Source organism: Gimesia aquarii (assembly GCF_007748195.1).
Classification (GTDB): domain Bacteria; phylum Planctomycetota; class Planctomycetia; order Planctomycetales; family Planctomycetaceae; genus Gimesia; species Gimesia aquarii.
In genome coordinates this window covers 3,380,384-3,404,018 of record NZ_CP037920.1, presented here as the reverse complement: position 1 = coordinate 3,404,018, position 23,635 = coordinate 3,380,384, and the positions used below count along the sequence as shown (strand labels likewise).

The following is a 23,635-nucleotide window of genomic DNA, read 5'->3' as shown; positions in this document are numbered from 1 at the left end:
GAATTTCAGTTAATGAATGTAAAATAGATCGATCAATTAAATCCCTCTTCACTTTGAGGCGGGAACCGGTTTTGGCTTCTTATTGCTGGTTTGTGTTTTTGGCTGTGTTTGTTTTTGAGAATTCGTCTGCTTTGGTGGCTCATTCTTAATGGTCACAGGACGACCTGGACGGGCGCGCTGAATCCCTTCATAAATATATTTCTCTCCGGGTTTGACTCCCTTCAAAATTACCCGCATATTGTTTTCTAGCTGACCTAACTCAACCTGCCGTTTTTCGACAATATTATCTTTACCGACAATGAGGAGATATTTTCCCGCAAGATCGGTTCCAATGGCAACATCGTGGACTAATACTGCATTAGGGATCGGATTCCCCGGAACTCGTACGCGTACATAGACACCGGGATAAAGCAATCCTTTTTTGTTTTCAAATATCGCTCTCAGTTGGATAGTTCCAGTACCTGGATCGACTGTGTTACTTGCATAATCGAGAACTCCCTTATGGGGAAAACCTTCCTCATTTGATAAACCTACATAGACTTTCAGCGGATTTTTTTCGTGAGGAGTCTGTTTCTTTTTTAAAGCCTCCAGGAGTAAACGTTCGCTGGCATCAAAGTAAACATAAATCGGATCCATGGTGACGATGGTCGTCAATAATGTGTTTTCTCCTGAACCGACCAGGTTCCCGGCATCGACTAACGTCCGTCCAATTTCACCAGTGATGGGGGCATAAATACGTGTGTAATTCAAATCGATGGTTGCCTGTTCCACATCCGCCTTGGCTCCCATCACACTGGCTTTGGCTTTATCGCGCTCTGCCGTCGCATCGTTTAAATCCTGAGGGGTGACAGCTTTCTTTTTAAATAGAATTTCATTCCGTTCCAATGTTGCCTGAGAGTCAATTAACTGCGCATTACTCGCCGCTAGCACAGAATTTGCTTTATCTAAAGCAGCTTGATATTGATCTCGTTCAATCTGAAACAGTAAATCACCTTTCTTCACCAGCGTTGATTGTTCAAAATCAACTTTCTCAAGAATGCCATCAACACGCGCTCGTATATCGACAGTGGCAACTGAAGCAAGCGTTCCAGTGAAATCCTCATTAAAGATCACAGTTTTTTGCAGTGGTTCTGCGACTGTGACTGTGGGAGGTTTCATCGGAGCCGGAGGCGGTGGTGCATTACAACCGGAACAAATTATAAGAGGGCAAAGCCAGCCAAGTATTTTCAGAGAAAGTAATCTTTTGGGTAGTTCGTTCACAGCTCTCCCTTTGATATCATACAAGACAGATTTGTCTTGAGAATTGATGAGTCCTGATTGCCTTCAATTCCCTTTGAATGGTTTAACAGGCATACTACAAATAAAAACACTTGAATTGCAATTCCCATATCCTTGAAAAAGAGATTGGATAGAAAGATGCATGAATCTTCCCTACTGCCGGCAACCTGGAATGTGCCTGAGGAATTTCACGATCGACTTGGAAAACGGGCAGGTCGCCAACGTACTATGGTGGCAGAAGGACACCTGCTCATAATTTTACATGCTGCTCCCAATCCGGACGACATGAATCGCAAAGGACGATTCTTCTGGCGAGAACCAGACGCAATCTGGCATGATACTGAATTTCAGGGGGGGCCTGATGCCTTGAATCGTCATCTCCAGGAATATGAAGAAATACTGGAAGACTTTGACGAAAAAATAGACCAGGCAACCAGTTCGGTGGAATACCTCGAAGTCTTAAATCATCTGGGACCAGTCCATCGCTCCCTGTGCCATGCAACTCAGGCGTTGCAGATGGCACGCGAAGCCGTTCCCAAAGATAAAATTCTCATTGATTATCGTGATAATTCTTATCGACTGGAACGAACAGCAGAATTACTGATTGAAGATGCAAAAAATTCGTTGGAGTATCTCATCGCAAAACGAGCGGAGGAACAAGCAGAAGTTTCTGCTCGAATTGAGCTGTCTTCACATCGTTTAAACTTACTGATCGCGTACTTTTTCCCGATAGCTACTTTGAGCACCATCTTTGGTTCAAATTTTCGTCACGGGTACGAACAATACATGACTCCGATACCCTTCTGGGTCATGGTGGCAGCGGGTTTGGCTCTGGGATTCTTAATCCATCTGTTTTTAAAAAGGGGGACTAATCAAAAAGCCAAGTAGGTGCACAGTTTCATTATCTTAGACAATTTATTCCTCACCAATTTGACTCTTTAGCCAACCCGTTTTGAATCCGCAAAGTGTCTTTAACATTTGTTGACGTAGAATTGGAATCTGAGACATCACAGGCAAAGTGATATCACGGCCCCAGCCTTTTACAAATCCATCTGATTGAAAAAAAGGAGTTAACCAACTTGTAATCTGTTGGTAAAATCGGATCTTTTTTCTCCTGAGTGACTCATAATGTAAACAAGCAACACTAAAATTCGTTTCCTGTTTCAAGCATTCCGAAAACACCCATGCATCTTCAAGCGCAAAATTGGCTCCCTGCCCTAAATGCGGGCTTGTCGGATGCGCGGCATCTCCCAGAAAGATGATACGATCTGCAAACCAGGATTGCATCGAAACACTGCGATAGGTCGTAAACGTCAACTCTTCGAAGGAATTGATTCGAGTCACTAATTCTTCTCCTTGAGGACAAAGTTTCAAGACTTCATCTTTCCAGACATCAAGGCCACTTTGCTTAAAACTCTCTAGCTGAGCCGCCGTCAATCCCCAGAAGAAACTGCACTCCTGATTGCCAATCGGTAAGATTCCCACCAGTCTTTTTGTTCCTTCCACTACCTGAAACAATCGATCTTCAATTGAAGAACAAGTTCCTGTTGCCCAGAGAGCACCATAGGCATATTCAGTCGTGTGATGACGAATTCCTGAAGCGATCCGTAGCGCTGAGCGTGCTCCATCTGTGGCAATCATGAAATCGAATGATTCTGTGTGCTCATTTGAATCCAATTCTAATGAAACTCCTGAATCAGAAAGATGGTAAGTCGCGATGCGCGCATCTTCACGAACCTCGACTCCGCCCTGTTTTGCCAATTCCAGCAATGAGTTAAATAAAAGACCACGATGGACACCTAAACCATAGAGCCCCGTTCGGAGTCGTTGATACTCTAAACGAATCAACCGTTTTCCAGAATGTTTGAGGGCTTCAATACAATTTAATTGAGCAGACTGCTGATAAATCTCATCATATATTCCCAGTGATTTCAAAACTGCCTGTCCAATTGGTTGGACGAGAATCCCTGCACCAATAGGCCCACAGCGCTGTGCCTGCTCAAAAATAGTCACCTCATGCCCTTGTTGGGCAAGAAGATAACCAGCCGCAGTTCCCGCAATGCCGCATCCTGCAATCGCAATTTTCATAACGCTGGCTCAATCAAGAGAAATTAGTTTTGATGAAGACTCAAATATCACTGAAATCGTTTTCATAGCGAATTAAACCGTTCTTTAGAAGATGAAATTCTATTACAAAGTCTTGCTTTCTTTTCAAACACAGATTGTCTATCTTAATATTCACTGTACTGATCTGTGAATCACAACGCTCAATTGCATTACATTCATCCAGGAATAACAACCATGAGAATTGCGGCCGGTGGTGTGCTACATGAAACAAGTACCTATTCTTCTCTTCCGACAACGCTTGATGACTTCATCAATGACCGTGGCTTATATCGCGGGCAGGAAATTATGGAAACGTTCCCTGGCTCGAATGTTTGCATCGGTGGTTTCATTGATGGGGCAAAAAAACATGGTTTTGAGTTAGTTCCGCTCCTGTGGACATTCGCCTTTCCCAGTGGATTGATCGAACGAAAGACATACGATGCTTTATTGGAAGAATTTCTGCAACGTCTCAAAGAAGCAGAACAGGCAGGTCCCCTTGATGGTGTTCTGTTAGATCTTCACGGGGCGATGGTGATTGAAGGTATTGAAGATGGAGACGGACACTTCATTTCAAAAGTTCGAGAGTACATCGGTCCAGATCGTCCCATTCTGGTCACGCCCGATTTACATGGCAATCACACTCCACTACGCGTCCAGGAAGCGACTGCGATTTTAGGGTACGACACGTATCCTCATATTGACATGAATGAACGTGGCCAGGAAGCAGCCGATCTCATCGTCCGTATTATTCAAGACGATGTAAAACCAGTCATGTCTTTATACCAACTTCCGTTCTTTTGGAGCACTGCCTGTCAGGTCACCGCGCATCAACCAATGAAGGAAGTGATGGACTACGCACACGAAATCGAATCTCGCCCCGGGATTCTGAGTGTGACAGTCTCCACTGGATTTCCCTGGGCAGATGTGCCTGACGTTGGTCCTTCCATCATCATTGTCGCTGACAATGACCAAAGTTTGGCAGATAAAACGGCTGAGGAATTCGGTTCCTGGATCTGGGAACGACGTCGAAGATGGTACCAACTTCCCTTTTCTGTGAAAGATGCCATCAAGCAAGGACAGGAAATGGGAAAATATCCCATTGTTCTCGCCGATCATGCAGACAACACCGGTGGCGGAACTGCCGGTGATTCCACAGAAATTCTGCAAACGTTTCTCGATCAAAAACTAGACAAGGCTTTAATTTTGTATATCGTCGATCCTGAAGTCGTTGCGCTGGCACAGAAAGCGGGCGTTGGTGGGATCATCGAAACTGAAGTGGGAGGTAAATCTCATCCCATACAAGGCCCACCGGTCAAAATGAAGGCAGAAGTCAAAGCACTTTCAGAGGGAAAGTTTAAATATGATGGGCCGATGTATGCAGGACTAACCGGTAATATGGGTCCCTCAGTCTGGATTCAACAGGATGGTGTCTCTGTCGTTGTGGTCACAGCACGAGAGCAACCCTTCGGTCCCGCATTCTCCAAAACGCTGGGAATCGACTGTGAATCAATGAATTACATCTCAGTCAAATCTTCGGCTCATTTCCGAGCCAGCTTTGAACCATTTGCTGGCTCGATTTTCAATGTCGAAGCCAAAGCGATTCATACACATGATTTTGCCAAGCTTAATCATCAACATAGAAAACAGGATTTTTATCCCGTTGAAATCCCCTACGATAGTGCACCAGATTTTTAGATTAGGTTTTAGTTACCCTTTCACTTGAAATCCCATTGCTTTCAAGACCTCACGAACGCGGTCCAGTTGATCGCCTTGAATTTCGAGTTCTTCCTCTTTTAAGGCACCACCGGCTCCACATTGGGACTTCAATTGTTTCAACAACTCGGGAAGATCATTGCCCTCTTCCGGTAACCCACGTACTACGGTCACACGTTTTCCCTTCTTTCGTTTTTCAATGGCCAGCCTGGCAGTCTGTTGTTCAGGCGGAATACGAAAGGGAGGCTCTGGCGGACAAATACATTCCTCTTCTAATTGATCACACTTTTCACAACGTGGCGGGCGATCAAAGGGAGTTCCTTCAAATAAACGCATTATCGACTCCTTCTCGTTATGATCGTGCTTCTAATTCTTCCCAACGCTCAAGGAGAGACTCCAATTCCTGCTGCACTGTTTCAACGCGTGCAGAAGCTTCCGCAATAATCTCATTTGTCTGTTTAAAAAATTCAGGTGATGCCATCGCTGTGTGTAATTCCGCCTGCTCCTGCTCCAACTCTTCAATACGCTGCGGAATCTGTTCTAGCTCACGCTGTTCTTTGAAACTTAACTTGACTACCTTTTTTTTCTGTACTTTGGGTGATTCTATTTTTGCTTTTGAGACATTGTCACTTTTTTGGGTGTCATTATTAATTCCTGACTGTAACAAATAATCATCATAGCCTCCTGCGTACTCTTTCACTCGTCCTTCTTCTTCAAAGACCAACGTCGCAGACACGACATTATTGAGAAAGGCCCGATCGTGACTGACGAGCAATAATGTTCCCGGATGATTACCGATTAATTCTTCGAGCAACTCCAATGTTTCCGCATCCAGATCATTCGTCGGTTCATCAAATATCATAAGATTCGTAGGGCGTTTGAACAATTTTGCCAACAACAGCCGATTCCGTTCACCTCCGGACAGATAGCGGGCGGGCCTTCGCGCCCGTTCCGGAGTAAAGAGGAAATCCTGTAGATAACCATATATGTTCTTGGGCTTCCCGTTGATGACAAGTGTCTCTTGTCCCTCACCCACGTTTTCAACGACGGTTTTCTCTTCATCAAGCTGCTCTCTCAGTTGATCAAAATAGAGAATTTCCAGATTGGTTCCCAGGCGTACTGTGCCTCTGTCAGGCTTGAGCTCTCCCAAAAGCAGTTTCAGTAATGTCGTTTTACCAGCACCATTTCTGCCAATGATGCCGATCTTATCGCCTCGTGTAATTAAAGTCGAAAAGTCTTGAATCACGGGATTGTTGTCATAAGAAAATGCAACGTCTTTGGCCTCAATGACTAATTGCCCCGAACGCTCTGCGTTGGCTACCTGCATGTTAACATTGCCAACCTGACTGCGTCGTTGTCTCCGTTCCTCACGCATTTTTTTCAACGCACGAACACGACCTTCATTTCGCGTTCGACGGGCTTTGATGCCCTTTCGAATCCAGACTTCTTCTTCAGCCAGCTTTTTATCAAATAACGCATTCTGTTTCTCTTCTGCCTCCAGAAATGCTTCTTTACGTTTGAGAAATGTGTCGTAATCGCAAGTCCAATCATATAAATGACCACGGTCGATTTCGACAATCCGCGTCGCCAGGGTCTGTAAAAACATTCGGTCATGAGTCACAAATAACAACGTACTGGAATACGACTGTAGAAACTGTTCTAGCCATCTGATGGAGGGTATATCCAGATGATTTGTTGGTTCATCCAACAGTAAGATATCGGGAGACTGCACAATGGATCGCGCTAATAAAACACGCCGCTTCATCCCTGAAGATAAAGAATCAAAGGGAGCATCACCTTGCAAGCTCATGCGTGACAGAATTTTCTCAACCGCGTGTTCGGCTTCCCACTCATGTTCATAAAAAGGGGCCGCCTCCTCTGCAACGTAATCGTGAACTCGTTGTGCGCAACCTGAAGGAACTTCCTGGACCAGCCTGGCAATTCGCAAATCCTTCTCAGGTTTTACTTCACCATCATCCGGATCAATTTCGCCGGCGATCAATTTCATCAGTGTCGACTTCCCGGCTCCGTTTCTTCCTAACAGACCAATTCGCTCGCCAGGATTAATCTCCAGGCTGATTTTGTCTAACAGGGGGGCTCCCCCCCAGGTAAAAGAGACCTGATTCATACTCAACAGAGACATACAGCAGTACTTCCAACAACACATTAATAAAAAAACCCGACTCAAGAAGTCGGGAGTCATTCGGACGCAGCCATAGTATGGGAAAGGAATCAGAATTCTGCAATGCCCTCTCTCATGGATTGATTGAGAGCTCGATGAATTCACAATATCAATCAAATTTCAACGTCGAGATCGACCTGTCAACAAGCCAAGAATGGCTACAAAAATCGATGCTCCAATGATTGACCAGACTATGGGATAATCGCTCCCACCAAACGAAATGGAAAAAATTTCTGGTAACCCCAACATTATCGCTATTTTACTTCCCAATAATGCCCCAATGAAGCCTAACGCAATCGAAACCAGGCACCCGCCTCGCGAACCACCTGCCAGTGCCCGCGCGATGCTTCCGCAAATCCCGGCAACGATCAGTAAGATGATCAATTCTGCTAATGTCATTATGAGCCTCGTATTTCTATCTAGTCTCAAGCGATATTGAAATAAGATTGCGAGTGATTGGCGTTCAGTCTGAAAGGTTCCCTATATAATCCATGCATAAATACTTTATGTCAGTAAAGACTGTCTGTCCAGCCGCACTTTGAGATCTCTGTTATTCCGCTCAGCATTTCACTTCTGCCTTCAAAGGCAAGCCGCACTTATTTTCATACTTTCGCTAAGATGCTCGCCTCACAGCCTCGATTTTGTTAGCATTAATGATAACGAACGAACTTCTTTGTATTAAAATTCATTAACTATCATTAACGTTTTTCCAGGACTCACATCGTGCGAACCGCTATCCTCCTTGTATCAATTCTTACCTCATCATTATTGTTGACGAATATCACGAAAATCAGTTTTGCGCAAGAAACCAAAAAAACAGATGACCCCGCACTTGTCGCCCCTCCGATCAATACACATCCGGGAAAAGAGTATGCAGACAAGACTCGTCTTTTCCAGGGTATTCCGGGAATCGAACGCGCTACCAATGGACGTCTCTGGGCACTCTGGTATGCAGGAGGAACTGGCGAAGGCGAACTGAATTATGTCGTGCTGGTCACCAGTGATGACGATGGAAAAACCTGGTCTGCTCCGAAACTGGTCATCGATCCCCCCGGCCCTGTTCGCGCTTATGATCCAGCCATCTGGCATGACCCCAGTGGACGTCTCTGGCTGTTCTGGGCTCAGTCTTACCGCTGGTGGGATGGGCGAAGTGGGGTCTGGGCTATTACAACAGAGGAATCCGATAAGGAAAATCCCAAGTGGAGTCAACCACGGCGGATCTGTAATGGAATTATGATGAATAAGCCGACGGTGCTTTCCAACGGTGACTGGTTGCTACCGGTGGCGATCTGGGATCAGAAAGCGAAAGACTCGATTGAACATCGATTTGATTTACCGAAAGAACGAGGCGGAAATATTTTCATCTCGAAAGATAATGGAAACTCTTTTCAACTGCAGGGTCAAACCAAAGTCCCCCAAAGAACATTCGACGAACACATGATTGTAGAACGGAAAGACAAAAGCCTGTGGACGTTGGTCAGAACGAAATATGGGATCGGAGAGACATTCTCTGAAGATGGTGGTAAAATCTGGTCAAAAGGGAGTGCTTCCTCAATCCCGCATATTAACGCTCGCTTTTTTATTCGTAGGTTGAAGTCGGGAAACCTGTTACTGGTACGACATAATCCCGAAAATCGAAAAACGCGTCGGGACTTGACGGCATACCTCTCGACTGATGATGGAAAGACCTGGCAAGGCGGCTTACTGCTCGATGAGCGACCTGGTGTCTCTTATCCTGATGGCGTTCAAAGTGAAGACGGCACGATTTATCTGATTTATGATTACTCTCGAACGGGCGATAAGAAGATTCTAATGGCTACGTTTAAAGAAGAAGACGTTCTTGCCGGTAAACCAGTCTCGGGAAAAGTCCGCAAGCGGATCCTCGTCAATCAGGCGACTGGCCAGAAAAAGTAAAAGCAACCTGACAGTCAATCATTAAATCAATGCTTAGGAAATTGGAATGAGACCTTTCTCTTATCTCACTGTCATAATAACTTTCGTGCTGGGATCACCATCCCTGTTTTCGGCGGAACAGCGAAATGTGCTCATCCTGTTTTCCGACAATCAGAACTGGGATGATTGCGGTTGTTATGGTAATTCGGTTGTTAAGACACCAAATATCGATCAACTGGCAAGAGAAGGCACGCGTTACCAGCATGCATTTGCCACCACTGCTTCATGTGGGCCTTGTCGTGGTGTGTTTTACACGGGTCTTCATGTGCACGCCAACGGTCAATACGGGCACCCACATGGCGATCATAATTTCCGCTTGAAACCAAAGGTTAAAACTATCTTTTCTTTGCTCGCGAAAAACAATTATCGCACGGGAATGATCGGCAAGTATCATCTTTATCCAGAAGACACAACGATTGACTTTCAGCCGAAAATCAATGGTCATCGCGCAAAAGGTATGGCTGATCTGGCTTCTGATTTTCTGAATCAAAAAAGTGACCAACCATTTTTTCTGGTGATGGGTTTTCACGATCCACATCCTACTTCTCGCACACAACCGGAATGGGGAGTGAAAGTCAAAGAACCAGGAATGTCTCTAGAAACCTATGATCCAGAAAAGATCAAAGTCCCCCATTACTTACCTGACCGCCGCGAAGTGAGACAAGGTCTGGCTGGTTATTACCAACAGATCAGTTACATGGATCAAGCTATCGGTCAGATTTTGAAAGCTCTGGAAGATTCAGGTCAAGCGGACAACACTCTGGTCATATTCACCAGCGACCACGGTAGTTCGGAACCGGGCGCGATGGCCAATCATTATGAACCGGGGGTACGTGTACCCTTTATTATGCGAAATCCGAAACTCAAAAAAGGGTCAGAAGGAGTTGTCTCGGACTCCATGGTCTCCCTACTGGATGTCACACCAACTGTTCTTGAGTGGACGAATACCAAAGGACCGTACTATCCGCTACACGGTCGCAGCATTTTACCAACAATTGGAAAAACGAGTACTTCAGGTTGGGATGAAGCTTATTTGAGTCACGTATTCCATGAAGTGACCATGTATTATCCGATGCGTACGATTCGTACCCGTGATTATAAATTAATCTGGAACCTGGAATGGCGTTCGAAATACCCTCTGCCTATCGATACCTTATCCCGTGCCACCTGGAACGAAACACTTCGTTTAGAAGAGCCGCTCCTCGGACAGCGGACGGTGAAGAAATTTCTCTATCGCGATGAAGTCGAATTGTACGATCTCAAGAATGATCCCGATGAAGTGATCAATTTAGCTTATCAGCCTGAATTCCAGGATGTTCGCAAAGAACTCTCTGAAAAATTATTACAGCATCTACAAGAAACTGATGATTTATGGTTGAAGCAGTACACACTTCCGGTTTCCATTGAAAGTAAAGTCACAAAAAAACAAGCGAAATACACTCCTTTGTTCAACGGTCACGACTTAACCGGCTGGACATTAAAACGCGCCAACCGCAAAGGGTATCATGTGGATGCGGGGAAGCTGGTCTGCCCAGCCGATGGAGGCGGCTTTTTGTTCACAGAAAAGGAATATGGCGATTTCAGTCTCCAGTTCGATTTTAAATTGTCCAAAGGAGCCAATAATGGCATTGCCATTCGCTGTCCTCTCGTTGATCGACGCCCTGCTTATGAAGGTATGGAAATTCAAGTACTGGATAACAAAGGCTACCCGAAAAAACTCAAACCGACACAATACCATGGGTCAGTTTATGATGTGATCCCCGCCAAAAAAGGAGCTCTGAAACCTGCCGGCGAATGGAATCACGAAGAAATCATTTGCCGCGGCTCACAGATTACAGTTATTGTAAATGATATTCCCGTATTAAACACCGATCTCTCTAAAATCAAAGATACAAATGTGCTGGCGAAACATCCGGGCTTACAGAATCAACGAGGACATATCGGACTCTTGGGGCATGGAAGCCATGTCGAATATAAAAACATCTTGATTAAAGAATTTTAATTTATTCGTTTTCGAAATTTATTCTTGAGGGAAACATGAATCAGAACAAAGAAAGCCGCCGTACTTTTCTTAAACAATCCGCGATAGCTTCTGTCGCAGCAAGTCAGTTTTCGGCAGTTGCCCCCTCAAATGCTTATCAAGCCAACGAACGAATCAGGATCGGTATCATCGGACCTGGAAGACGCGGCTTTGGTTCACACGTCAAGTCACTCATCAAATTACGCAATGAAAAAGGAGTCAATCTCGATATCACTGCCATTAACGATGTCTATTCCGTCCACCAGGACCAGGCTGTTGACTATATCAAAAAACAAACAAAGCAGGCACCTAAAACTTATGCTGATTACCGCGATCTACTGAATGACAAAGAAATCGATGCTGTGTGTATTGCAACACCGGACCATTGGCATGCTAAGCAAGTTTTAGATTCCCTTAAAGCGGGGAAGCACATATATTGTGAAAAACCAATGACCCATCATATTTCGGAGGCAATGGATGTCGTTGATGCCTGGAAGAAATCCAGACTGGTTGTTCAAGTCGGTGTCCAATCAACGAGTATGCCGATTTGGAATGAGGTGCGAGCCCTGGTCAACGAAGGAAAACTGGGAAAAATCGTACAGTTTCAGGCAGAAAGTTTTCGTAATTCTCTCGGGGGAATGTCTCGTCATAATGTCATCACAAAAGAGATGACTCCGAAAACCGTTGACTGGAAACGCTGGCTGGGTGTCGAAGAAGGACTCGCCCCAGATTTACCATTCGACCGCGCCACGTTTGGCCAATGGCGTTGCTACTGGCCCTTTGGCTACGGTATGTACTCAGACCTGTTCGTACATCGCGTTACAGCGATGCTCAAAGCCACCGGTTTGATGTACCCGGGACGCGTTGTGGGAGGCGGTGGTATTTTTCTAGAATACGATGACCGCGAAGTCACTGATGTGGCTTCCATCATTGCTGATTTTCACGAGGGTGTTCAAGGACTCGTTTCCAGTACTATGATTTCCAGCGCGGTCCCCATTCGACACTTGATTCGAGGTCACCATGGTACGATTGTGTTTGATAAAGATGTATTCGGTAAGAAACAAGCGTATGAGTTTATTCCAGAACGCCCCCAGGTGACGTTAAACAGTAAACTGAAAAAAGAAGAAGTAATCTCGCAACGTGTCCCCGATCAGACATTGCTTCACTTTGAGAATTTCATTGATGCAGTCAAAGCTGGTGACCCCGCGATGGTTAATAATTCTCCGGAACTCGGTGCAGCGGCTGTAATGCTTGTGAATCTGGCCGTACTCAGTTATCGAAACGGAAAAGTCTTTCAGGTTGACGAGAAATCCAAACAAATCCAGGATGGAGATCAGAGTTGGGCGGCTAATTGGGAAAAGATGTCTAAAGAACGCAGCAAACCGCGACACGTTGCCGGTTGGAAAGCAGGAGACAAAGGCAGTATTCTCATACCACCCAAATATCAAAAATTGGCGGGCCCCTGGATCGACGGAAAACCGCCTGAGAACACTTAAAACAAGCCTTTTTATTGTTCTAATATCTCATAGAGTTCCATCCAACGGGATTCCAGTTCCGCAATTTCTTCAATAAGCGGCTGCATTTCTGCATGGTGTTCTTGTGCTTCCTGGGAACTGGTCGCCTTCAAAAATTGTTCGTTAATTTTGTTCTTTTTCTCATCAAGTTGCGCGATTTTTCGTTCGATGGCTGAAAGTTCCTTCCGCGCATTTTTGATTTTGCCTCCCAGCCCTTTCTCACGCTTTTTAGAGCTTTTCTGTTCCTGCTTAGCGACAGACTCCTGATGTTGTTCACGGTGCCCATCAGCGACTTCCTTTTTCACGCGATAAAGATAAGATTCGTAATCGCCTTCATAGGCTTTGACACTTCCGTTGACGACTTCAATCACATCTGTCGCTACTTTGCCCATAAAATGACGATCGTGACTGGTAAATATCACAGTTCCCTGAAATTTCACCAGTGCGTCTCCCAAGGCTTCCACTGTTTCGACATCGAGATGGTTCCCTGGTTCGTCCAAAATCAAAATCGAATAATTCCCTAACAAAATTCCAGCCAGGCATAAACGGGCTCGTTCTCCCCCACTCAACACTTTGATAGGTTTATCTAATGCCTGCTCTTTAAACAGAAAGCTGCCTGCGACGTTCAGAATTTGCTGATTTGTGGTTCCAGGAGCCGACTCCATTTCCAGATAGTCTCGAATCGTCTGGTCATCTGGTAATGAGGTATAAACATGCTGCGCATAACAGGCGATTTTACAGTGATATCCCCATTTGAGATCTCCCTCTAACGCTTTCAACGATCCCGCAATGGTGCGTAAAAAGGTTGTTTTTCCCTGTCCATTGTCCCCAACAATGGCAGCCCTTGATCCATGCTCAATTTCGAGCGTAATTTTTTCAGCAACGCGTAAATCCGGATATCCAATTGCCAAATCATCGCAGGTCAGAGCGGTTCCCTGTCGTTTCTCCGTCTGGGGAATCACAATATTGACTGTGGACTCCGCTCCTTCAATCTCTGTCAATGTCAGGCGTGCCAACTGTTTCTCTTTACTTCTGGCTTGTGAAGCCGTATTGGCTCCCGCTTTATTCTTAGCGATAAACGTTTCTAACTGTCGACGTTTTGCCATGACGGTGGCATTTGTTCGCGCATCACGTTCCTTGAGAATTTCCTGATTTTCGAGATACTGATCTACATTTCCATTAAATAGTGTCAGCTTCCCCCGTTTTAATTCGAGCGTTTGTGTGCAGATGGCTTTGAGAAAGGAACGATCGTGAGATACGACAAGACAAGCTCCGCGATAGTGCTTTAAAAAATCTTCCAGCAGCAATTGGGTTCTTAAATCAAGGAAGTTTGTTGGTTCGTCGAGCATGAGGAAATTCGGTTCATGCAGCAACAAAGACGCCAGTTTGACACGTGTCTGCCAGCCACCAGACAGTTCTTTAACCGGGCCATTCAGAAACCGGCCTTTCAATTCAAATTCTCCAGCAACCTCTCCACATTTCCATTCCGGCTGCCCACTGTCGCGAATCAGAAAATCGAGCGCACTTTCACCAGGCTTAAAAGGATCGTGCTGGCGTAGGTATCCAATCATGAGATTGGGATGTCGAATCACCTGGCCACTATCAACCGTCTCTTCTTCAAGCAAAATGCGTAATAATGTTGATTTACCAGCACCATTTCGCCCAATAAATCCAATTTTTTGCTCATCACCAAGTGCAATAGATGCTTCTTTCAATAATTCCTGCGCGCCATAACTCTTTGTCACACTTGATATTTCAATCAGGGTCGCCATCACTCTTCTCAATAGTTGAAACAGAAAATCGTTTATTCGCCCGTATACACGAGGACAGAGAAGATAACGTGATACGGGAAATGATTCAATTGATCATGCGTGCTGGAATTGCGCTAAGAAGCAATCTTAATTTCGGTTCTAAATGAATCATGCCGGTTGAATCGATTATTACCAGCCGGAATGCTTGGGAAACCTTTAATTCGCCACACATGCCTCCTGTTCCTGTTCTATCTTTTAAAAAACTGTACCCATTTAAACTAATTCGGGGGATTACCGGCACTAAGTGCGGTTCATCTCAACGATTGGCGTAGAACAACCGTTTTACTGGCATAAATCATTAATGGTGAATGAATCCAATTCAACTCATTCCTCTGTTTGTGAAGTCGATCATCCTCAATCGACGTCACCAAGTCAGTCTACGCGCCCACCCGTCCCAAAGACGGCTCGTTCAAAAAAACGACATCCGCAGTATCCACTCTCAATTATGGGAGGCTCCTCAGCACCAGACTACGCCTATTACCTGTTCTTGATGGTTAATATCACGTTATTCCTGAGACCAGCAGAACTGATCCCGAGCTTAGAAAATTTACCGATCTATGAAGTGCTCATTGTATCATCGTTCCTCTTTTCACTCGATCAGATAAAAAGAACTCTTCAAGTCCCCATGCTTAAACGACAGCCAATCACATTTTGTGTGATTGGCTTATTGGCGGCAGTGGCACTTTCACATGCATCTCATATGTATTTTTATGGAATTCATACATCAACCTTCGCGTTCCTGAAGACATTAATTTATTACCTCCTGCTCGTTTCAATTATCGACTCTCCTCAACGCCTGAAAGGACTATTAAAGACAGTTGCCATCGCAGCATCGATCATGATTCTGTTCTGCGTCGTCGACTACTCGGGTGTTTTTGATTTTGAATTTATCAAGCATGTCAGCGACCGCGATGGTGTTTCCGATGCAGGTGAAGATCTACGTGTCTTCCGAATGCGCGGTACCGGAATTTTTCAGGATCCTAACGACTTGTCTGTCTTGATTGTCACAACGGGAATTCTCTGTTTGTACTTTTTCAACGATCCCACAGCCGGCTCATTACGTTTTTTCTGGATCGTCAGCTTAATCGTGCTGGGAGTTGGATTACTCTATACACGATCTCGGGGAGGATTGTTAACTCTCGGCATCGCCAGTATGGCTTTTGTATTACCGAAATATGGAAAAAAAGCAGCCATTACCTGCGCACTTGTCGGTCTCGCAGGACTGACTGTACTTGCCGGACGGCAAGGAAATATCGATTTAAATTCCGGAACTGGACATGATCGAATTCTGCTGTGGAGAGAAGGATTGAGTGCCTTGAAATCTCCCGACTTATTTTTCGGAATTGGCCAGGGATTGTATTCCGATCTGGCAGGTTTGGCCGCCCATAACTCATTCGTACATGCATTTACTGAACTCGGTATTTTTGGCGGTACCTTGTTCATAGGTTGTTTTTTCTTTGCCGGTCTGGGGCTGTATCGCTTGGCACGTTTCCAGAATTCCTGCCAGGGCAAACCCATTTTCCGAAATCAGGAACTGGAGCGTTATCTGCCATATGCTGGTGCGGTGCTTGCAGCCTGGTGTGGCGGAATGATGTCGTTGTCTCGATGTTATGTCGTTCCCACTTACATGATTGTTGGAGTTTCAGCAGCTTATTTAAATCTGGCCGGGGCCAGCTTGGCTAAACCAACGCCCGTGATTTATTGGAACAAACAACATCTAGTACGTCTGATAGGTGTCAGCTTCGCGCTGTTAATCGCATTATTTATTTTTGTACGGATTTTTGCACATTAAATCATATTGAGAGAGTCCACTCTGAAAGTTTAATAATGAATCAACGTCGATCAGTAAAATTGAATCTGTTTGCTAACTGGCTCACTCATGGAGTGAGCCTGTTGATCGGCGTGTTTCTAATGCCTTACGTATTGCACATCCTGGGAGATGCGCAATACGGAAGCTGGATTTTCATTAATGCAATCGCAGGCTATTCAGGATTACTCTATCTCGGCTTCGGCCAAACTATCAGCCGTTACGTATCGCATTATCATGCCAAACAAGAATGGGTGAAACTCAACAGCGTCTCGAACGTGATTTTTGCCATTTACCTGGGTATGGGATTACTGGCATTGTTTGCAGCGGGAATTATCGCCTGGCTGGCACCCCACTTGAGTGACTGGGGAACCATTTCACTTTTTGAAATCCGAATGGTCATTCTCATACTTGGCTTGAATGTCTTTGTCGGTCTCGCAGGAAGTGTGTTTGGCGGAGTTTTAATGGGAATCCAACGCTTCGACATCGAACGGGGCGTCAATTTGACGGGAGCCATTCTGCGTTTAATCTTAACCGTTGCATTCCTGAAAGCCGAATGGGGCCTACTGACGATTGCCATTATCTTTTTTACAGTCACCCTGGTTGAAAATCTGGGACATTTATTTTTTGCATTTCGTCAGGTCAAAACACTCCGAATTGGCCGTCAGTTTATGGATTGGTCTATTCTTAAAGAATGTGGGTCATTTAGTGGCTATGCTTTTATCGACGCGATTGCCTGGACGCTGATTGAAGCCACCGACTCAATTGTTATTGGAATCTTCTACAGCCCCGCAGCGATTGTCCCTTATTATATCGCATTGCGCGTGACACAGTTCATCAACATGCCGATATCACAAATTGGTAAAGTATTCATGCCGCGTGCTGGTGAATTACATGCCAACGAAGAACGTCATGCTTTGCGAAAATTAGTTCTAAATGGAGTCTCTCTCTCGTTTTTATTAGTGACTGGATTTTTTATCGGTGTTTACTTCTTTGGAAATACCCTGATTACGACCTGGATCGGCCCTGACTACCCTCAAAGTCATTTGCTGTTATTAATATTACTGGGAGCCCGTATTGTAGCCTTACCTGTTGCTACATTTCGATCCGTCCTCTATGGCATGGGAAATGTAAAAGTTCCTTCATTAATCTATATGAGTGAGGCAGTAGCCAACTTGGTTCTGTCATTAATACTGATTCAGTCACTAGGGCTCATTGGCGTCGCTTTGGGAACCGCGATTCCCATTTTAGTCGCTGAACTCGGCATCATCCTGCCGTACGCTATGAAAAAATTAGATATCTCCTTAAGCCAATTATTACGGTCCGCCATAGGACCAACTGTTGCACCACTATTGGCACTGTTGGCGTATTCCTATTTCTTACCCCAATTCATTGAAGTTAATAATACCTGGTTCACATTAATTGGAGTTGCTGCAGGAGGTGGCGTATTTCTTATTGGAACCTGGTTCGTTTGTGAAAAAGGAACCATGATTTTACATCGTTCTCTTTCAAAATCTCTGAACACGTAATTTTTATTGATCCATATCCATGAGTAATTCGATGACGACAATTCAATACCAAGATCAACGAGCTGCAGATCAGTCTGATATTAATTCAGATCAAAGTACAACGCAGGTACTGAAAATCAAAATTCACGACAGCAAACAAACAGACGATTGCCTCAAGTTGTGGAAAACCCTGGAAGCACAATTTGAATATGTCCCCTTGATGTGCTCTCATGTCTGGACATCTACGTGGATTGAACACTACCAGGATCTAGTCCCCTACTCCTTCGTTGTCGCATCAAAAGACGAGATCCCCTGTGGAATCTGTTTACTCGCCGAAGGCGTGGATCAACACGATGGCCCTCTATCTCTCAAAACTCGACACTTAGGCACAGCGGGAGAACCAGCGGCTGACAGTGTCTGTGTTGAATACAATTCGTTGCTCGTTCAACCCGAAGACCAACCTAGCTTTATCAATGAGCTGTTAAACGAGCTTTCGAAAAACGATGCATGGGATTCATTCCAATTTGATGGTTTTGCCAGTGATGAGTTGGAATCATGGGATCTCCCACAACAGGAAACGTCGACTCGAAAAGTGGAAAGTCACTATTTCGATTTAAAACAGATTCGCGATGAGGAACGGGAAGTCATTTCCGGTTTTGGTTATTCCACTCGTAAAAACTTGCGAAAGAACATGAAATCCTATGGCAACCTCACAACAGAGTGGGCTGAGGATATAGAACATGCCAACTCTATTTTCACTGACCTCGTCACACTCCATCAGGCTCGTTGGCAAAAAGAGGGACAACCAGGTTCTTATGCCAGTGAACGATTCACAAATTTTCACAAAGCGCTCATTCATAAATTGATTCCTAAAGGCCAGATGGGACTCTTCCGAGTCAAAATTGAAGGAGAAGTGATTGGCTGTGTTCAAGTACTCATCGATCGGAATCGTGTTCTCTGTTATCAGGGTGGTTCCGCGGAATATAAAGGCAAACTCAGTCCGGGAGTGATCGCCGACTATCTCTGTATCGAAGAATGCTTCAACCGAGGCTTTGATGCTTATGACTTTCTGGCAGGAAACAGTCACCATAAACAGAAGATGAGCACAACGCATAGCTATCTCACCTGGGCTCAAATCAAACGGCCACGGTGGAAATTCACAGCTTTAAATGCCTTAAGAAAAATCAAACAATCGCTGAAACTGATTAATAGAGAGAATCATCACTCAGAATAATGAGATACTGGAAATTAAACGAATAGAAGAGCGTTTTTTTGGATTAGTTAATATGAGCACGATCGAAGCGACTAACATTCGAGACACTTCCGACCAGTTTCTGGCCGGTGGCAGACGATTGCGCATCTGCCACCTGAGCCTTACATTATGCACCGGAGGTTTAGAACGATTGCTGGTTGATTTTGCGCGCTATCATAATCCAGAACAATTCGAGTTAGAATTTATTGCATTGGGAGAAACGGGACAACCTGCAGAAGAGATTCAAAATTGGGGTTGTCCGGTTATTGAATATCCGTTGACGGCCCCTGGTAAACTGGCTCGAATCAATCAACTGGCATATTTTTTGAAAGTTAGAAATTTCGATCTTTTACACACTCATAATGCCTACCCTCATTTCTATGGTAGTCTGGCAGCATATCGGGCAAAGATCCCAGCAATCATTCATACCCGGCACGGAAGACGTTTTGGAAACACTTTGAATGAACGCATCCAATTCGCCGTAGCCAGCCGGATTGCAGACCGTGTGGTCCCTGTTTCGGATGATACCGGAAAACGCTGTAAAAGAATTGGCTGGTTACCTGATAGTAAAATCACTCGTATTTGGAACGGAATCGACGTCGATCGCTTCGTTTTCACAGGTCCGACTGATGACTTGACGGCAGTTACCGTTTCACGGTTATCACCCGAAAAGGACCTGCTGACTATGCTGGAGGCAGTCAGGATCGTCGTGAACTCTATTCCCACCTTTCAACTACATATCGTGGGAGATGGACCAGAACGAACTGTGCTGGAACAGAAAACGGCTGCACTTCAGCTCGAATCGAATGTGCAATTCCTGGGCGAACGAAACGACGTGCCTTCCCTGCTCAGTCAGTCAGGTTTCTATGTTTCGTCTTCGCTCACAGAAGGAATCTCGCTGACTCTACTGGAAGCGATGTCGGTAGGACTTCCAATCGTAGCAACTTCCGTAGGGGGAAATCCGGAAATTGTTCAGCAACCAGAAACGGGAATACTTGTACCTTCTGCCGATGCTACAAAATTAGCGGAAGCCGTGCTCCAAATGTGCCGCCAAAAAGAATGCTGGCAACAAATGGGTCAAGCGGCCCGAGATCGAGTCGAACAGCACTTTAACATTCAATCCATGATCAAAGAGTACGAAAACCTTTATCTTGAAACTTTAGCTTCATCACTCAAAGTAAGTAACCATGAAAACTAAATTAAATCCAGAACAACAAGACAACGTGAACACCCAGGTCATCGAACTGTCCAATAAACATAAAGTATCTGATGGAGTTCAGTTTAAAATCCATGCCTTGGATTGCGCACAACTACAGCCTGTCTCAGAATTGTATCAGACATGGATGCAGCTCTATCAAAATGATATCAACTCAGATCTTTATCAACACCCGGATTATATTATTCCTTTGCTCCCAATCCTTGCGAAAGCATATCCCCAATACCCGGGTTACTTGATGCAATGCTATAGGCAAGGAACCCTAATCGCAGCAGGAATTTTACTACCCAAAAATATGAGCACAAAAGTTCTCAAGGGGCTGGGACCTGCCCGTCTGCTTCCAGGTTACTATCTCTCTGGTAACCGATTTCTGGTGCAGCCGGAACTCCAGCAAGATAAAACGCTTTTGAAATCGCTTCTGGAGTCAGCAACTACGTTTTGTCATCAACAAAAATCAGTATTTCTGTTATTGGATGATTTACTCGTAAATGACCCTCTTAACAAAATTGCTCAAGACTCAGAAACTCCTTTTTTAAAGTTTTCACATACCGGTTTTCAAGACCGTAGTTTGATTCATTTTCCAGAGAACCCAATCGATTACTGGAAACAATTTCGTTCAAAATCAAGGGGTAAACAAAGAAGACTCTTACGACAAAACAGTGAGATGACTTTCATCCGCGTAACAGAACCTGACCAGGTAGCAGATTTTCTGGAAGCAGCACATCAGATATCCCTCAATACCTGGCAAACTCAGCGTCTGGGACTCCGCATCAAAAATGATGACATGGAACTCGAAGAACTTGTCTTCCTGGCATCGAACGGTTTTTTACGTTGCTACATGCTAAAGAAAGATGATCAACCTGTCGCATTTAAAATCGGACACCAGCATAAAGGAGTCTTCCGCGATGTTGAAGTTGGATTTGATCTGGATTATGCCAGCAAGTCTCCAGGAGAAGCCCTCTTGTTGATGACATTAGATGACCTCATACAACATGATCCCCCTCACACATTTGATTTTGGTGAAGGAGATGCGGAATACAAACAGCGTTATAGTTCCGAAATTACACAAAGTGGATCAGTGCTACTGCTCGCTCCCACGATCAAAAACAAACTCTTATTGTTTTATTTAAAATCATCACGTGTTGTAGATCGTAACATTAGAAAAGTATTAAAAGCCACCGGAACTTACACAGCCATTCGGCAATTACTGCGTTATGGAAAATTAGGAAGCAGATAATCCACCATAAAGAACAGTTCAGTTTCACTACTCACGATCAGCAGGCCTGCTATGAAAATTTTATTCATTTCCAGTGTATTTCCAAATTCGCTGCAACCTGGAAAAGGCACCTTTAATTATTCAATGATTCAAGCATTGTCCGAGCTGCATCAAACACATGTAGTCTCTCCGGTATCTTGGATGGATGAGTTTTCACACTACTTCAAAGATAAAACGCGTCTGAACCGTGAATGGCTACCGACAGATATCACTGACTCACTCAGCATAGAGTATCCGCGTTTTTATTATTTACCGAAACTATTCCATCAGTTTTATGGACAATTTCTACATTGGTCAATCAATCGAAGGCTTCATGAAACCATTTCACAATTTCAACCTGACATAATCTTGTCATATTGGCTCCATCCAGATGGAGAAGTCGCTGTGAAGGCAGCACGCGAACACGGGATACCCGTTGTTGTAATGACCGGTGGCAGTGACATTTTGCTACTGACCAAAAATCACCGTCGAAAACGTGCAATTAAATCAGTACTGCAACAGGCGGATGGAGTGATCACAGTCAGTAATGATATTAAACAAGCTGTGAAAAACTTGGACATTCACTCAGAAAAAATAAACACAGTCTATCGAGGAGTGGACCAGAATTTGTTCACTCCTGGTAATCAACAGGAAGCGCGTCAGAGACTGGGACTACCTCATAACAGAAAAATCATAGTCAGCGTTGGACGTTTAGAACCAGTCAAAGGGCATTCCGTTCTTCTCGATGCCTGCCACAAAATAAGTAAACAGGGCACTCCTTTTACGTGCTATGTTTTAGGAGACGGTTCATTAAAAGCCGTATTAAGCCAAAAAATAAAACAATATGGATTAGGAGAGTATTTCCAATTAACCGGATCACAACAGCAGTCTCGACTGGCTGACTGGTATCGAGCCGCTGACTTTATCGTTTTGCCCAGTATTTCAGAGGGCATCCCCAATGTACTTCTAGAGGCAATTTCCTGTGGCAGGAGCTTTGTAGCCAGCAATGTGGGTGGCATACCAGAAATAGCAGATCCCAGCTGTGACCAGTTAGTGCCTCCTGACAATTCTGAGAGATTGGCGGAGGCGATCACTGACATGCTTGACTCACCTGATCAAAATGAAAAACGAGATTTTAAACCTAATTCCTGGAAGGAATCTGCAATGCACCTCAGTCAGATTCTCTCTGACTGTAGCGTTCAATTTACATCAGAATTAACAATTAAACAGAAATCCAGTTCAGTCGATCAACATAAAAAAAGAAAAGTAGAACAGCAAACCTGAAACTCACGACTATGAATCCGATTCGTCAACTCATCAAAAAAACGATTTCAGCAGTGATTCCCCAAAAACTGTTTCTGGTTCATGGTGCGCCTCGGCAAAATACGAATCGATCCGCGATTAATATTTCTTTTACATTCGATGATGGTCCTCATCCTGAATATACACCTCAGTTACTCGACCTTCTGAATCAATATCAACAACGAGGTACATTTTTTGTGATTGGTGAAAAGGCCCAGCAATATCCAGAACTCATTGAGCGGATCATCAATGAAGGACATGAAATCGGGAATCACACATTCACTCATCAAGAACCTTCCCAGTCATCGACACGTTGCTTTCTGGATGAAATCAAACAAACCGATCAAACACTGAAACAGATTACCGGAATTGAGACAAACCTCGTTCGCCCTCCGAAGGGCAAATTGAGTCTCGGAAAAATGCTGGGACTCTGGCTCCAGCATCGTACTGTTGTCCTCTGGGATACTGACCCACGCGATTATTTAATGTCAGATCTAGCTGAAATGAAGAACTGGTGTCAGCACTATCATCCAGTAGAAGGAAACTTCTGCTTACTACACGATAACCACCCCTATGCAATCGAGGCGGTCAGACAACTTTCAGAGCATCAAGAGTTCCAAATCCAATCTCATACTGTCAGTCATTGGCTAGCCCCCAAAGGTGATCAGGCCATCTTGACCCAACAGGCGTCTGCCTGATTATCCATATTCGAGGAATA

At 44.6% G+C, this 23,635-nt stretch carries 18 protein-coding genes; 12 read left to right on the top strand and 6 right to left on the bottom strand.

Annotated features, from left to right (window positions below; all coding sequences use genetic code 11):
- Positions 1 to 48: 48 nt before the first annotated feature.
- Complete coding sequence (locus tag V144x_RS13500) at positions 49 to 1,260, bottom strand: efflux RND transporter periplasmic adaptor subunit (protein ID WP_144985679.1); 1,212 nt, start codon at positions 1,258 to 1,260, stop codon at positions 49 to 51.
- A gap of 156 nt (positions 1,261 to 1,416) precedes the next feature.
- On the opposite strand from V144x_RS13500, the gene V144x_RS13495 reads away from it, so the two are divergent.
- Positions 1,417 to 2,166, top strand: a complete 750-nt coding sequence (locus tag V144x_RS13495) for a magnesium transporter CorA family protein (RefSeq protein ID WP_144985678.1) — start codon at positions 1,417 to 1,419, stop codon at positions 2,164 to 2,166.
- Positions 2,167 to 2,193: 27 nt separating this feature from the next.
- On the opposite strand, the gene V144x_RS13490 is transcribed toward V144x_RS13495, so the two are convergent.
- Positions 2,194 to 3,366 (bottom strand): FAD-dependent oxidoreductase, encoded by a 1,173-nt coding sequence (locus V144x_RS13490; RefSeq protein WP_144985677.1) that lies wholly within the window; start codon positions 3,364 to 3,366, stop codon positions 2,194 to 2,196.
- 213 nt (positions 3,367 to 3,579) lie between these two features.
- Here V144x_RS13490 and V144x_RS13485 point away from each other — a divergent pair, with 213 nt between their 5' ends.
- Positions 3,580 to 5,079: a M81 family metallopeptidase gene (locus V144x_RS13485; protein WP_144985676.1), complete on the top strand. Its 1,500-nt coding sequence runs from the start codon at positions 3,580 to 3,582 to the stop codon at positions 5,077 to 5,079.
- Positions 5,080 to 5,091: 12 nt separating this feature from the next.
- Here V144x_RS13485 and V144x_RS13480 read toward each other — a convergent pair whose 3' ends face one another.
- The 3 genes from V144x_RS13480 to V144x_RS13470 all read right to left on the bottom strand — a co-directional run bounded on the left by V144x_RS13480 (position 5,092) and on the right by V144x_RS13470 (position 7,678).
- A complete protein-coding gene (locus V144x_RS13480; protein ID WP_197998916.1) occupies positions 5,092 to 5,433 on the bottom strand; it encodes a translation initiation factor in 342 nt (113 codons plus the stop codon).
- Between the two features lie 16 nt (positions 5,434 to 5,449).
- Positions 5,450 to 7,240, bottom strand: a complete 1,791-nt coding sequence (locus V144x_RS13475; protein WP_144985674.1) for an ATP-binding cassette domain-containing protein — start codon at positions 7,238 to 7,240, stop codon at positions 5,450 to 5,452.
- Between the two features lie 159 nt (positions 7,241 to 7,399).
- Positions 7,400 to 7,678: a hypothetical protein gene (locus V144x_RS13470; RefSeq protein WP_144985673.1), complete on the bottom strand. Its 279-nt coding sequence runs from the start codon at positions 7,676 to 7,678 to the stop codon at positions 7,400 to 7,402.
- Positions 7,679 to 8,002: 324 nt separating this feature from the next.
- On the opposite strand from V144x_RS13470, the gene V144x_RS13465 reads away from it, so the two are divergent.
- From V144x_RS13465 to V144x_RS13455, 3 genes are read left to right on the top strand one after another with little or no spacing between them, the layout of a single operon-like run.
- Positions 8,003 to 9,193 (top strand): sialidase family protein, encoded by a 1,191-nt coding sequence (locus tag V144x_RS13465; protein WP_197998915.1) that lies wholly within the window; start codon positions 8,003 to 8,005, stop codon positions 9,191 to 9,193.
- Positions 9,194 to 9,239: 46 nt separating this feature from the next.
- Complete coding sequence (locus V144x_RS13460) at positions 9,240 to 11,234, top strand: sulfatase-like hydrolase/transferase (RefSeq protein WP_144985672.1); 1,995 nt, start codon at positions 9,240 to 9,242, stop codon at positions 11,232 to 11,234.
- 35 nt (positions 11,235 to 11,269) lie between these two features.
- On the top strand, positions 11,270 to 12,748 hold the full coding sequence (locus V144x_RS13455) for a Gfo/Idh/MocA family protein (protein WP_144985671.1): 1,479 nt from the start codon (positions 11,270 to 11,272) through the stop codon (positions 12,746 to 12,748).
- 11 nt (positions 12,749 to 12,759) lie between these two features.
- Here V144x_RS13455 and V144x_RS13450 read toward each other — a convergent pair whose 3' ends face one another.
- Positions 12,760 to 14,538 (bottom strand): ABC-F family ATP-binding cassette domain-containing protein, encoded by a 1,779-nt coding sequence (locus V144x_RS13450; RefSeq protein ID WP_144985670.1) that lies wholly within the window; start codon positions 14,536 to 14,538, stop codon positions 12,760 to 12,762.
- Between the two features lie 283 nt (positions 14,539 to 14,821).
- Here V144x_RS13450 and V144x_RS13445 point away from each other — a divergent pair, with 283 nt between their 5' ends.
- From V144x_RS13445 to V144x_RS13415, 7 genes are read left to right on the top strand one after another with little or no spacing between them, the layout of a single operon-like run.
- On the top strand, positions 14,822 to 16,369 hold the full coding sequence (locus tag V144x_RS13445) for an O-antigen ligase family protein (protein WP_232102810.1): 1,548 nt from the start codon (positions 14,822 to 14,824) through the stop codon (positions 16,367 to 16,369).
- 35 nt (positions 16,370 to 16,404) lie between these two features.
- Positions 16,405 to 17,913, top strand: coding sequence for an oligosaccharide flippase family protein (locus tag V144x_RS13440; RefSeq protein WP_144985669.1), 1,509 nt, complete (start codon positions 16,405 to 16,407; stop codon positions 17,911 to 17,913).
- A gap of 31 nt (positions 17,914 to 17,944) precedes the next feature.
- A complete protein-coding gene (locus V144x_RS13435; RefSeq protein ID WP_197998914.1) occupies positions 17,945 to 19,126 on the top strand; it encodes a GNAT family N-acetyltransferase in 1,182 nt (393 codons plus the stop codon).
- A gap of 52 nt (positions 19,127 to 19,178) precedes the next feature.
- Entirely contained in the window at positions 19,179 to 20,342 is a 1,164-nt protein-coding gene (locus tag V144x_RS13430; protein ID WP_144985667.1) for a glycosyltransferase, read from the top strand.
- Entirely contained in the window at positions 20,332 to 21,597 is a 1,266-nt protein-coding gene (locus V144x_RS13425) for a GNAT family N-acetyltransferase (protein WP_144985666.1), read from the top strand. Before V144x_RS13430 ends, V144x_RS13425 begins: the two co-directional genes overlap by 11 nt.
- A gap of 51 nt (positions 21,598 to 21,648) precedes the next feature.
- Positions 21,649 to 22,899, top strand: a complete 1,251-nt coding sequence (locus tag V144x_RS13420; RefSeq protein ID WP_144985665.1) for a glycosyltransferase — start codon at positions 21,649 to 21,651, stop codon at positions 22,897 to 22,899.
- An 11-nt stretch (positions 22,900 to 22,910) separates the two neighbouring features.
- Positions 22,911 to 23,615 carry a polysaccharide deacetylase family protein gene (locus V144x_RS13415; RefSeq protein ID WP_144985664.1) on the top strand — a complete coding sequence of 235 codons (705 nt, stop codon included), beginning with the start codon at positions 22,911 to 22,913 and terminating at the stop codon, positions 23,613 to 23,615.
- The last annotated feature ends 20 nt before the right edge of the window (positions 23,616 to 23,635 follow it).

Excerpts from the sequence above, each read along its gene's own strand:
- V144x_RS13495 (WP_144985678.1), top strand. The coding sequence starts at position 1,417 with ATGCATGAATCTTCCCTACTGCCGGCAACCTGGAATGTGCCTGAGGAA.
- V144x_RS13490 (WP_144985677.1), bottom strand. The coding sequence starts at position 3,366 with ATGAAAATTGCGATTGCAGGATGCGGCATTGCGGGAACTGCGGCTGGT.
- V144x_RS13485 (WP_144985676.1), top strand. The coding sequence starts at position 3,580 with ATGAGAATTGCGGCCGGTGGTGTGCTACATGAAACAAGTACCTATTCT.
- V144x_RS13480 (WP_197998916.1), bottom strand. The coding sequence starts at position 5,433 with ATGCGTTTATTTGAAGGAACTCCCTTTGATCGCCCGCCACGTTGTGAA.
- V144x_RS13475 (WP_144985674.1), bottom strand. The coding sequence starts at position 7,240 with ATGTCTCTGTTGAGTATGAATCAGGTCTCTTTTACCTGGGGGGGAGCC.
- V144x_RS13470 (WP_144985673.1), bottom strand. The coding sequence starts at position 7,678 with ATGACATTAGCAGAATTGATCATCTTACTGATCGTTGCCGGGATTTGC.
- V144x_RS13460 (WP_144985672.1), top strand. The coding sequence starts at position 9,240 with ATGAGACCTTTCTCTTATCTCACTGTCATAATAACTTTCGTGCTGGGA.
- V144x_RS13455 (WP_144985671.1), top strand. The coding sequence starts at position 11,270 with ATGAATCAGAACAAAGAAAGCCGCCGTACTTTTCTTAAACAATCCGCG.
- V144x_RS13450 (WP_144985670.1), bottom strand. The coding sequence starts at position 14,538 with ATGGCGACCCTGATTGAAATATCAAGTGTGACAAAGAGTTATGGCGCG.
- V144x_RS13440 (WP_144985669.1), top strand. The coding sequence starts at position 16,405 with ATGAATCAACGTCGATCAGTAAAATTGAATCTGTTTGCTAACTGGCTC.
- V144x_RS13435 (WP_197998914.1), top strand. The coding sequence starts at position 17,945 with ATGACGACAATTCAATACCAAGATCAACGAGCTGCAGATCAGTCTGAT.
- V144x_RS13430 (WP_144985667.1), top strand. The coding sequence starts at position 19,179 with ATGAGCACGATCGAAGCGACTAACATTCGAGACACTTCCGACCAGTTT.
- V144x_RS13425 (WP_144985666.1), top strand. The coding sequence starts at position 20,332 with ATGAAAACTAAATTAAATCCAGAACAACAAGACAACGTGAACACCCAG.
- V144x_RS13420 (WP_144985665.1), top strand. The coding sequence starts at position 21,649 with ATGAAAATTTTATTCATTTCCAGTGTATTTCCAAATTCGCTGCAACCT.
- V144x_RS13415 (WP_144985664.1), top strand. The coding sequence starts at position 22,911 with ATGAATCCGATTCGTCAACTCATCAAAAAAACGATTTCAGCAGTGATT.